General features: G+C 71.0%; 9 protein-coding genes. All 9 read right to left on the bottom strand.

The annotated features are described in order from the left end of the window. Nucleotides 1-474: 474 nt before the first annotated feature. Nucleotides 475-1,998 carry a CoA-acylating methylmalonate-semialdehyde dehydrogenase gene (locus ACGFSC_RS23925; RefSeq protein WP_359900672.1) on the bottom strand — a complete coding sequence of 508 codons (1,524 nt, stop codon included), beginning with the start codon at nt 1,996-1,998 and terminating at the stop codon, nt 475-477. A 223-nt stretch (nt 1,999-2,221) separates the two neighbouring features. After that, nucleotides 2,222-2,995 carry a nucleotidyl transferase AbiEii/AbiGii toxin family protein gene (locus ACGFSC_RS23920; protein ID WP_359900669.1) on the bottom strand — a complete coding sequence of 258 codons (774 nt, stop codon included), beginning with the start codon at nt 2,993-2,995 and terminating at the stop codon, nt 2,222-2,224. 115 nt (nt 2,996-3,110) lie between these two features. Continuing rightward, nucleotides 3,111-3,542 carry a hypothetical protein gene (locus ACGFSC_RS23915; protein ID WP_359900666.1) on the bottom strand — a complete coding sequence of 144 codons (432 nt, stop codon included), beginning with the start codon at nt 3,540-3,542 and terminating at the stop codon, nt 3,111-3,113. A gap of 133 nt (nt 3,543-3,675) precedes the next feature. Beyond that, nucleotides 3,676-5,070: an FAD-dependent oxidoreductase gene (locus ACGFSC_RS23910; protein ID WP_359900663.1), complete on the bottom strand. Its 1,395-nt coding sequence runs from the start codon at nt 5,068-5,070 to the stop codon at nt 3,676-3,678. Between the two features lie 62 nt (nt 5,071-5,132). Further along, complete coding sequence (locus ACGFSC_RS23905) at nt 5,133-5,936, bottom strand: ABC transporter permease (RefSeq protein ID WP_359900660.1); 804 nt, start codon at nt 5,934-5,936, stop codon at nt 5,133-5,135. Continuing rightward, on the bottom strand, nt 5,936-6,880 hold the full coding sequence (locus ACGFSC_RS23900) for an ABC transporter permease (RefSeq protein WP_359900658.1): 945 nt from the start codon (nt 6,878-6,880) through the stop codon (nt 5,936-5,938). Before ACGFSC_RS23900 ends, ACGFSC_RS23905 begins: the two co-directional genes overlap by 1 nt. Then, nucleotides 6,877-8,019 carry an ABC transporter ATP-binding protein gene (locus ACGFSC_RS23895; RefSeq protein ID WP_359900655.1) on the bottom strand — a complete coding sequence of 381 codons (1,143 nt, stop codon included), beginning with the start codon at nt 8,017-8,019 and terminating at the stop codon, nt 6,877-6,879. The genes ACGFSC_RS23900 and ACGFSC_RS23895 overlap by 4 nt, the downstream gene beginning before the upstream one ends. A 40-nt stretch (nt 8,020-8,059) precedes the next feature. Continuing rightward, a complete protein-coding gene (locus ACGFSC_RS23890) occupies nt 8,060-9,310 on the bottom strand; it encodes a spermidine/putrescine ABC transporter substrate-binding protein (protein ID WP_359900653.1) in 1,251 nt (416 codons plus the stop codon). Between the two features lie 55 nt (nt 9,311-9,365). Beyond that, nucleotides 9,366-10,877, bottom strand: coding sequence for a gamma-aminobutyraldehyde dehydrogenase (locus ACGFSC_RS23885; protein ID WP_359900650.1), 1,512 nt, complete (start codon nt 10,875-10,877; stop codon nt 9,366-9,368). Nucleotides 10,878-10,889: the final 12 nt, after the last annotated feature.

Raw genomic sequence — 10,889 nt, 5'->3', positions numbered from 1 at the left:
CTCAAGGAACGGACGCTTCCTTCGGACCGCCTTCCAGCGGACCCTCCGGGCTTCGTTCTTTCGTGTTTCCAGCTTATCAGATGTTTTCCGCTCCGATTCCGGGGCTTCGTTCATCCAACTCGCCGGTGTCTTCCGGGGCTCGACGCCCTGTCCGACGTTTCAAACTCTAGCCGATCCCCGCTCCGAAAAGCGAATCCGACCGCAATCCGATAAAATGCGCACGCCGAATAAGCACCAGGTCGGGACGCGAAAAGCGAAAACGACCGGCACGAACCGAGAAGTGGTGTTTCAAAGGATTGGCTGCCCCGGGACCGTCCGCGCCGATGCGTGTCCGGTGCTCCCAGCCAGGCAGCTCGAAGAACTGTACGCGCTTCGGCGGCGGGATGCAAACGTCGTGCAAAGACCGCTGGCCGGACCCCGGGGGGAGGGGTCCGGCCGGCGGAGCTGTGCGGCTCGGCTGTTGGAGCGGGCGGCTCAGCTGTTGGTGGGGAAGCCCAGGTTGATGCCGCCGTGCGACGGGTCCAGCCAGCGCTGGGTCACGGCCTTGCCCCGGGTGAAGAACTGCACGCCGTCCGGGCCGTACGCGTGGGTGTCGCCGAACAGCGAGGCCTTCCAGCCGCCGAAGGAGTAGTAGGCGACCGGCACCGGGATCGGCACGTTGATGCCGACCATGCCGACCTCCACCTCGAACTGGAAGCGCCGGGCCGCGCCGCCGTCGTTGGTGAAGAGGGCGGTGCCGTTGCCGTACGGGTTGGCGTTGATCAGCGCCAGGCCCTCCTCGTACGAGTCGACGCGCACGACCGAGAGGACCGGGCCGAAGATCTCGTCGTTGTAGACGGACATGCCGGGCTTCACGTGGTCGAACAGCGTGGGGCCGAGCCAGAAGCCGTCGGCCGTCGGGGAGCCGTTGCGGTCCTCGGCGGTGACCGGGTGCTTGCGGCCGTCCACGGCGAGCTCGGCGCCGTCGGCGACGCCGGACTCCACGTAGGAGGTGACCTTGTCCCGGTGCTGGCCGGTGACCAGCGGGCCCATCTCGGAGTCGCCGTTGCAGCCGGGACCGACCTTCAGGGTGGCGATCCGCTGCTTGATCTTCTCGACCAGCTCGTCGCCGATCGGGTCGACCGCGACCAGCACGGACACCGCCATACAGCGCTCGCCGGCCGCGCCGAAGCCGGCGTTGACGGCGGCGTCGGCGGCGAGGTCGAGGTCGGCGTCCGGCAGGACCAGCATGTGGTTCTTGGCGCCGCCCAGGGCCTGCACGCGCTTGCCGTAGCGGGTGCCGGTCTCGTAGACGTAGCGGGCGATCGGGGTGGAGCCGACGAAGCTGACGGACTTGACGTCCGGGTGCTCCAGCAGGCGGTCGACGGCCACCTTGTCGCCGTGCACGACGTTGAAGACGCCGTCCGGCAGGCCGGCCTCCTTCCACAGCTCGGCGAGGAAGTTGGCGGCGGACGGGTCCTTCTCCGAGGGCTTCACCACGACGGTGTTGCCGGCCGCGATGGCGATCGGGAAGAACCACATCGGCACCATGGCCGGGAAGTTGAACGGCGAGATGATCGCGACCGGGCCGAGCGGCTGGCGGATCGAGTAGACGTCGACACCGGTCGAGGCCTGCTCGGTGAAGCCGCCCTTGATCAGCTGCGGGATGCCGCAGGCGTACTCCACGACCTCCAGGCCGCGGGCGATCTCGCCCAGCGCGTCGGAGTGCACCTTGCCGTGCTCCGCCACGATGATCGAGGCCAGCTCGTCGCGGCGGGCGTTCAGCAGCTCGCGGAAGGCGAAGAGCACCGTCGTCCGCTTCGCGATCGAGGCGTTGCGCCACTCGGTGAAGGCCGCGGCGGCGGCGGCCACCGCCTGGTCGACCTCGGCGATCCCGGCGAAGTCGACCTGGCCGGCGACCTGGCCGGTGGCCGGGTCGAAGATCTCACCCCGACGGGGGGCCGCACCGGCGGTGGCGACCGGCTTGCCGCTGATCCAGTGAATGATGTGCTTGCTCAAGGTCCGTCTGCCTCCGAAGTCCCGGGCGGCGTCCTGCCACCGGTCCGGTCTGGCGCCGCCCGCATGGGCCGGGCGCCGGGAAATCACGGGGCTACCGCGTTCGCCTTCCAGTCTGGTGGCCGTTTCGGTCCTGCTCAACGAACAGGCTGACGGGGATCGTGGATTCAGCCTTACAGGTCGTCCGGTCGCTCGGCCGAACGGGCGGCTCCACCGGGCCGTGGCCTCAGGCCTCCCCGTCCTCCGGCTCCTCCAGGTACGGGTCGTGCAGGCCGTCTGCCGCTTCCCGGGTCTCCAGCAGGTCCAGCCGCAGGTCCTGGGCCCAGGCGAGCGCCCACCGCTTCAGCCCGTCGACCTCCCCGGCCGGAACACCCCGGGCGCGGAACCGCCCGTCCGCCGCGTCGGCGAGCGTCTCCAGTCGGTCGGCCAGTGCCGTGGGCTGGAAGTCCGGGTCCAACTCCCCTGCCAGTGCGATCAGTTCGCCCTCGCGGTAGCAACGGGTGAGGGCGTGGACGTCGATCAGGTCGCGCGGCATGCCCCGGTCCACGAGGAGCGCGGTGGTCAGCGCGGCCGCGTCCTCCAGGGCGACGACCGGCAGCACCACGGGAGGCTCGTCCGGCCCGGGCGCACCGAGGTCGAGGCGGACCGGGCGGTGGCCCAGCGGCTCCTTGCGCAGTTCCACCGAGTGCGACCGCCCGCCGAGCGCCAGCCGGACGGTGAGCTGCTCCAGCCGCGGTGTGCCCGGCCGCTCGACGGCCTCCCCGCCCGCCGCCCGGTACGCCTCGCGCAGCGCGGCGGCCACCTCCGGCAGGTCGGCGCCGCCGGTGGCCAGGGTCAGCCCGTCCTGCGGGCAGGCCGCGACGCCGTGGGCGCGCAGCGCGTGCCCGCCGGCCAGCGCGAGGCCGTACCGGTCGCAGACCGGTGCGGCCGCGGCGGCCAGGCGCAGCTGGGCGGGGCCCGGGCGGAGGGACGCGTCGACGGCGTGCGGGACGGTGGTCACGCCTCCAGTCTGACGCGACCGACCGCACGGCGCGCCACCACCGCCGGGCGCCCCCGCGCATCCCAAAGCGCCGGAACTCCCCCAGGTGCGCCACCACAGCCGGGCCCCGGAGGGCTCACCAGCCGCTGAGCCTCGCCGCCGCCTCGTGCAGGGCGAGCTCCAGCAGCATCGGGTCGTTGAGCCGCCCGGAGCCGTCGGGCGGGACCAGCCAGCGCACGCCCCGGCTGCTGCGCCCGGGGTGCGGCACGACGATCCAGGCGCCCTCCCCCGCACCGCGCACACCGGTGCCGATCCAGCGGGCCGCCGTGCCGACGGGCACCAGGAAGCTGACCTGCTCGCCCCCGAAGTCGGTGAGGACCGGGCCGCGGGTGCGCGGGTCCGTGATCTCCAGGGCCGGGTGCCCGAGCCGCCCGGGGACGGAGAGGACGTCCCAGCGTCGGCCGGCCGGCAGCAGCACCAGGCCCAGCCCGGTGCGCTCCCACTGCTCCCGGAAGGACTCCGGGTCCGGTGCCGCCTGGGCGAGCCAGTGCAGTCCGGTGGTCTCCATGTCGTGTCCCCGCTTCTTGCCGTTCGTACTGTTCGGAGACGGCGGGAGGAACGGGACCCGCCGTCACCAAGGAGAGGCGGACGGCGGGTCCCGATTACACGACTATGGGGTGCCCGGTTGGCGGCGGCGTGGTTCAGCTGTCGAAGCCGAGCCCCAACCGGTCGAGGGTGCGCAGCCAGAGGTTGCGGTGGCCGCCGGTGCGGTCCGCCCGCTCCAGCGACCGGGTGGTGAGTTCGATCCCGGCCCAGCGCACCGGCTCGGGCGGGAACGGCAGCGGCTTGCTGCGCACCATGTCCAGGGAGGTGCGCTCGGTGCGCTCGCCGGCGAGCAGGTCGAGCATCACCTCGGCGCCGAAGCGGGTCGCGCCGACGCCGAGCCCGGTGTAGCCGACCGCGTAGGCGACCTTGCCGCGGTACCCGGTGTCGAAGAACGCCGAGAACCGGCTGCAGGTGTCGATGGCGCCGCCCCAGGCGTTGGTGAAGCGCAAGCCCTCCAGCTGCGGGAAGCAGCGGAAGAAGTGGTTGGCCAGGGTGCGGAAGGTCTCCGGCCGCTGGTCGTACTCGTGCCGGACGTGGCCGCCGAAGTGGTAGACCGCGTCGTAGCCGCCCCAGAGGATCCGGTTGTCGGCGGAGAGCCGGAAGTAGTGGAACTTGTTGGCGCTGTCGCCGAGGCCCTGCCGCCCGCGCCAGCCGATCGAGGCGAGCTGCTCGTCGTCGAGCGGCTCGGTCATCAGGGCGTAGTCGTACACCGGGACGATGTACGGGCGGACCCGCTTGAGCAGCGACGGGAAGACGTTGGTGCCGAGGGCGACCTTGCGGGCGAAGACCCGGCCGTACGGGGTGCGGACGGCCATGCCGCTGCCGTGCTCCCGCAGGTCGGTGGCCCGGGTGTGCTCGAAGATCCGCACGCCCTGGCCCAGGCAGGCGTCCTTGAGGCCCCAGGCGAGTTTGGCGGGGTGGACCATCGCCACGCCCTCCTTGTCCCAGAGGCCGCCGAGGAAGGTCGGCGAGTTCACCTCGGCGCGCAGCTGGTCGGCGTCCAGGACGGTGATGTCGAAGCCGTACCGGGCGACCGCCTCGGCGATCTCGTGGAGCTCCTCGACCTGGTGGGGCTGGGTGGCGACGTCGATCTCGCCGGTGCGCTCCCACTCGGCGTCGATGCCGTAGCGCTTGAGGGTGGCCTCGATGCCGTCGAGGTTGGCGGCACCGAGGCGTTCCAGCTGGGCCAGTTCGGACGGCCAGCGGTCCAGGCCGTTGCCGAAGCCGTGGGTGAGGCTGGCCGCGCAGAATCCGCCGTTGCGCCCGGACGCGGCCCACCCGACCTCGTTGCCCTCGACCAGCACGACGTCCAGCGAGGGGTCGCGTTCCTTGGCGATGAGGGCGGTCCACAGGCCGGAGTAGCCGCCGCCGACGACCAGCAGGTCGCAGGTGGTGTCGCCGACCAGGGCGGGCAGCGCCGCCGGCCGGCCGGGATCCTCCAGCCAGAAGGGGGTGGGCCTGGCGTCACTGAGTGCGCGGGCGGAATCCATGCATTATCAGCCACTTTCTACGAATAGATGACGTATGACGTGCCACCGCTGTCGACCGTACGTCAGGCGGTGGCCTTCCGGCGGTTGCCCAGCCACTGGCCGACGACGGTCAGCACCACGGCGGCGAGGAACATCGCGGTGCCGATGACGTTCACCTGCACCGGGATGCCGCGCTGCGAGGCGCCCCAGACGAACATCGGGAAGGTGACCGTGGTCGGCCCCGAGTTGAACTGGGTGATGATGAAGTCGTCGAAGGAGAGCGCGAAGCTGAGCAGCGCGCCCGCCGCGATGCCGGGCGCCGCCAGCGGCAGGGTGACCCTCAGGAAGGTCTGGGTGGGGGTCGCGTAGAGGTCCTGGGCGGCCTGTTCGAGCCTCGGGTCCATGCTCATCACGCGCGCCTTGACCGCCGTCACCACGAAGCTGAGGCAGAACATGATGTGCGCGATGAGGATGGTGGTGAAGCCGAACGGGATGCGCATGTTGAGGAAGAGCGTCCCGAGCGAGGCGGCCATGACCACCTCGGGCATGGCCATCGGCAGGAAGATCATCGCGGTGGTGGCCGAGCGGCCGCGGAAGCGGTAGCGGGCCAGTGCGAAGGCGACCATGGTGCCGAGCACGGTGGCGCCGATGGTGGCGAGCACCGCGATCTGCAGGCTGAGCGAGAGCGACTGGCACATGTCGGCCACGCCGCAGGGGTTGGTCCAGGCGTCGGTGGAGAACTCGTTCCACTCGTAGTTGAACTTGCCCACCGGCTTGTTGAACGAGAAGGCGAGCACGACCAGGTTGGGCAGCACCAGGTAGGCGAGGGCCAGCAGGCCGGCCAGCACCACCAGGCGGGCGCGGATCCATGTGAATATCCGGGACATCAGACCAGATCCTCCGTCCCGGCCTTGCGCATGTAGACCGTCACCATGCCCAGGATCAGGGCCATCAGGATGAAGCTCAGCGCGGCGGCCGTGGGGTAGTCGAGCACGTTCAGGAACTGCTTCTGGATGCCGTTGCCGACCATCTGCTCGCTCGGCGAGCCCAGCAGCTGGGCGTTGATGTAGTCGCCGGAGGCCGGGATGAAGGTCAGCAGGGTGCCCGCGACCACGCCCGGCAGCGAGATCGGGAAGGTGACCTTGCGGAAGGTGGTGAACGGCCGGGCGTAGAGGTCGCCGGCCGCCTCGTGCAGGCGCGGGTCGATCCGCTCCAGCGAGGTGTACAGCGGCAGGATCATGAACGGCAGGAAGTTGTACGTCAGGCCGCAGACCACCGCGAGCGGCGTGGCCAGCACCCGGTCGCCGTCGGTGAGGCCGAGCAGGTTGGTGACGTCCAGGACGTGCAGCGCGTTCAGCGCGCCGACCACCGGGCCGCCGTCGGACAGGATGGTCTTCCAGGCCAGCGTGCGGATCAGGAAGCTGGTGAAGAACGGCGCGATGACCAGGATCAGGATGACGTTGCGCCAGCGCTTGCTCGCCTTGAAGGCGATCGTGTACGCGAGCGGGTAGCCGACGGCCAGGCAGAGCACGGTGGCGACGGCGGCGTAGGAGAACGAGCGCAGGAAGTGCCACTTGTACTCGACCAGGGCGTCCCAGTAGGTCGAGAAGTGCCAGGTGACCTTGAAGCCCTCTTCGAGGGAGCCGGTCTGCAGCGAGGTCGACCCCTGGTAGAGCATCGGGACGGCGAAGAAGATCACCAGCCAGGCGATGCCGGGCAGCAGCAGCCAGTACGGGGTGAGCTTGCGCTTCGGCCCGCGCTCCGCCGGTTGCGGGGAGCCGCCGTCGGGGGGTATCGCCCGGGACGGCGCGGCCGGGGTGGTGGCGGTCATGCGGCCTCCTCCCCGGTGCCCGCGTCGATCGCCTGTGCGGCGTCCAGGGCGAAGGAGTGCGCCGGGTTCCAGTGCAGCTGGACGGCGGCGCCGGGGACGATGCGGGCGTCGCGCTCCATGTTCTGCTCGAAGACGGTGACCTCCTGGCCGCCGTCGGTGCGCACCACGTACTGGGTGGAGACGCCGATGAAGCTGGAGTCGAGCACCGTGCCGGTCAGCCGGTTGCGGCCGTCGGCGACCTGCTCGGAGGCGTGGGTGATGGTGATCTTCTCCGGGCGCACGCCCAGGTGGACGCGCTTGGCGTCGGTGGTGCAGCGCGCCTTCGGCACGGCGAGGCGGACGCCGGCCGCACTGAGCAGCAGGTCACCGCCCTCGGTGCCGGTGACCTCGGCGGGCAGCAGGTTGGACTGGCCGAGGAAGTTGGCCACGAAGGTGGTGGCGGGGTTCTCGTACAGCTCGGCGGGGGCGCCCAGCTGCTCGACCCGGCCGCCGTTCATCACCGCGATGGTGTCGGCCATGGTCATGGCCTCCTCCTGGTCGTGGGTGACGTGCACGAAGGTGATGCCGACCTCGGTCTGGATCCGCTTGAGTTCCAGCTGCATCTGGCGGCGGAGCTTGAGGTCGAGCGCGCCGAGCGGCTCGTCCAGGAGCAGCACCTGCGGGTGGTTGATCAGCGCGCGGGCGACGGCGACGCGCTGCTGCTGGCCGCCGGAGAGCTGGTGCGGCTTGCGCCGGGCGTACTGGCCGAGCTCGACCAGTTCCAGCATCTCGTCGACCTGCTTCCTGACGTCCTTCCGGCCGCGCCGGCGCAGGCCGAAGGCGACGTTCTCGAAGATGTCCAGGTGCGGGAAGAGCGCGTAGCTCTGGAAGACGGTGTTCACCGGCCGCTTGTACGGGGGCAGGGCGGTGACGTCCTGGCCGCCGATCAGGACGGTGCCGCTGGTGGGCTCCTCCAGGCCGGCGATCATGCGCAGGGTGGTGGTCTTGCCGCAGCCGGAGGCGCCGAGCAGGGCGAAGAAGGAGCCCTGGGGGACGGTCAGGTCGAGCGGGTGGACGGCGGTGAAGGAGCCGTAGGTCTTGCCGATTCCGGTGAGCCGGACGTCGCCGCCGACGGCCGCGTCGCGCTGCTGGTCTGTCATGGGGTGGTGTCTTCCTGGGATTCTCTGCCGGGAGGTGGGGTCAGGCGCCGATGAGCTTCGAGAACTTCTGCTCGAAGTCGCTCTCCTCGCTCTCGGAGAGCGTGCGGAACACGTGCGCCTTGACCGCCATCTCGGGGGTGGGTACGACCAGCGGGTTGGCCGCGGTGTCCGGGGCGATGCCGGCGAGCTCGTCCTTCATCCCGGTGACGGCGGAGACGAAGCCGATGCCCGCGACCAGCTGCGCCGCGATCTTCGGCTGATAGTAGAAGTCGATCAGCTTCTCCGCGTTCGCCTTGTGCCGGGCCTTGGCCGGAACCAGCATGTTGTCGGTCGAGGCGATGTAGCCCTTCTCCGGGATGACGAACCCGATGTCCGGATTGTCGGCCTGCAGTTGGATCAGGTCGCCGCCCCAGGCGATGCAGGCCGCGATGTCGCCGGCGGAGAGCTCCTGGCCGTAGTCGTTGCCGGTGAAGCGGCGGATCTGCTTGCTGTCGACGGCCTTCTGCAGCCGGGCGACCGCGCCGTCGTAGTCGTCGGCGGTGAACCTCGCGGTGTCCTTGCCCTGGTCCAGCAGGACCATCCCGATGCTGTCGCGCATCTCGGACAGGAAGGTCACCCGGCCCTTGAGGTCGGGGTCGTCCAGCAGCTGGGAGACGCTGGTGACCTCCTTGCCCCTGGTCGCCTTCCGGTTGTACGCGACGACGGTCTGGATGCCGGCCCACGGGTAGGAGTAGAGCCGCCCCGGGTCCCAGTCGGGGGCGCGGAAGCGCGCCTCGATGTTGGTGATCGCGGTGGTGACGTTCGCCGGGTTGAGCTTCTGCGCCCAGCCGAGCCGGATCAGCCGGGCCGCCATCCAGTCGGTGAGCACCATCAGGTCGCGGCCGGTGTCCTGGCCCGAGGCGAGCTGCGGCTTGACCTTGCCGAAGAACTCGACGTTGTCGTTGACGTCCTCGTTGTACTTGACCTTGATCCCGGTGGCCTCGGTGAAGGCGTCCAGGGTGCCGTGCTTCTCCTTGTCCTTCTCGTCCGTGTCCACGTACAGCGGCCAGTTGGAGAAGGCGACCTCCTTCTGCGTCCCCGAGAGGTCCTCGGCGGCGTTCGCGGTCGAGTCACCGGTCGCCCGGGGAGCCGCCGGGATGCCGCAGGCCGCCAGGGTGCCCGCCCCGGCGGTCAGCGCGGCGGCGCGCAGCAGGGTGCGACGGCCGAGCGCGGCCCGGCCGCTGGTCAGACTGCGTTCCCAGGCCCTGCGGACCGGTTCGGGCAGACCGTCGGTGAGCTCGTTGAACGCCATGGAACGGGCCTCCTGGGGGGAGATGGGGTGTGGGGGCACCCGCTTGGGCCGGGGGTTATCTGTCTCCGAAGACGGTGCGGTGCCAGTCCTTGCGGGCCACCGCGGTGGTGTCGAACATGACGTGCTTCACCTGGGTGTACTCGTCCAGCGAGTACTGGGACATGTCCTTGCCGTAGCCGGACGCCTTGTAGCCGCCGTGCGGCATCTCGCTGATGATCGGGATGTGGTCGTTGACCCAGACGCAGCCGGCCGCGATCTCCCGGGTGGCGCGCAGCGAGCGGTGCACGTTGCTCGTCCAGGCGGAGGCGGCCAGCCCGTACGGGGTGTCGTTGGCCAGCCGCAGGCCCTCGTCGTCGCCGTCGAAGGGCAGCACGACCAGCACCGGGCCGAAGACCTCGCCCTGCACGACCTCGCTGTCCTGGGCCGCGCCGGTGATCAGGGTGGGCGGGTAGTACGCGCCCCGGGTGAGGTCGTGGCCGTCGTGGCCCCGCTCCGGGACCCGGCCGCCGGTGACCACGGTGGCGTACGAGCGGGCGCGCTCCACGAAGCCCGCCACCCGGTCCCGGTGGGCGTACGAGACCAGCGGGCCGAGGTCGGTGCGCGGGTTCAGCGGGTCGCCGATCCGGATCGCCGCGAACAGCTCGGCCACCCCTGCCGTGAAGGCGTCGTACAGCGGGCGCTGGACGTAGGCGCGGGTGGCCGCCGTGCAGTCCTGGCCGGCGTTGATCAGCGAGGCCGCGACCGCTCCGTGCACCGCGGCGTCCAGGTCCGCGTCGTCGAAGACCACGAACGGGGCCTTGCCGCCGAGCTCCAGGTGGGTGCGCTTGACGCTCGCGGTGGCGATCTCGGCGACCCTCCTGCCGACGCCGGTGGAGCCGGTGAAGGAGACCATCGCGACGTCCGGGTGCCCGACCAGGTGCTCGCCCGCGGTGCGCCCGGCGCCGGTGACCACGTTGACCACGCCGTCCGGGATGCCCGCCTCGGTGCAGGCCCGGGCGAACATCAGCGAGGTCAGCGGGGTCAGCTCGGCCGGCTTGAGCACGATGGTGTTGCCCGCGGCGATCGCCGGGAGGATCTTCCAGGCGGCCATCTGCAGCGGGTAGTTCCACGGCGAGATCGAGCCGACCACGCCGACCGCCTCGCGCCGCACGTAGGAGGTGTGGTCGCCGGAGTACTCGCCGGCCGCCTTGCCCTCCAGGTTGCGGGCGGCGCCTGCGAAGAAGGCGGCGTTGTCGACGGTGCCGGGCACGTCGAACTCGGTGGCCAGCTTGACCGGCTTGCCGGTCTGCGCCGTCTCCACCCGGGCCAGGTCGTCGGCCGCCCCGGCCAGGACGGCCGCCAGCCGGGTGAGCGCCTCGGAGCGCGCGCCCGGGGTGGCCGAGGACCAGCCGGGCAGGGCGGCCCTGGCGGCGGCGACGGCGGTGTCCACGTCCTCGGCGGTGGCCAGCGCGACCTGCTCGACCACGCTGCCGTCGGCGGGGTTGACGACCTGGAAGGGGTCTCCGCTCCCCCGGGTCGGGCGGCCCGCGATGTACTGCGCGCCCGGGCCGAAGTCGGTCAGGTCCATCTGGTTCCTCCA

The organism is Kitasatospora sp. NPDC048715 (assembly GCF_043198905.1).
Lineage (GTDB): Bacteria > Actinomycetota > Actinomycetes > Streptomycetales > Streptomycetaceae > Kitasatospora > Kitasatospora lactacystinica.
This window is presented reverse-complemented; position numbering and strand designations above follow the sequence as displayed.

Coding starts and splice junctions, on each gene's coding strand:
- ACGFSC_RS23885 (WP_359900650.1), bottom strand. CDS start 10,877: ATGGACCTGACCGACTTCGGCCCGGGCGCGCAGTACATCGCGGGCCGC.
- ACGFSC_RS23915 (WP_359900666.1), bottom strand. CDS start 3,542: ATGGAGACCACCGGACTGCACTGGCTCGCCCAGGCGGCACCGGACCCG.
- ACGFSC_RS23905 (WP_359900660.1), bottom strand. CDS start 5,936: ATGTCCCGGATATTCACATGGATCCGCGCCCGCCTGGTGGTGCTGGCC.
- ACGFSC_RS23890 (WP_359900653.1), bottom strand. CDS start 9,310: ATGGCGTTCAACGAGCTCACCGACGGTCTGCCCGAACCGGTCCGCAGG.
- ACGFSC_RS23895 (WP_359900655.1), bottom strand. CDS start 8,019: ATGACAGACCAGCAGCGCGACGCGGCCGTCGGCGGCGACGTCCGGCTC.
- ACGFSC_RS23900 (WP_359900658.1), bottom strand. CDS start 6,880: ATGACCGCCACCACCCCGGCCGCGCCGTCCCGGGCGATACCCCCCGAC.
- ACGFSC_RS23910 (WP_359900663.1), bottom strand. CDS start 5,070: ATGGATTCCGCCCGCGCACTCAGTGACGCCAGGCCCACCCCCTTCTGG.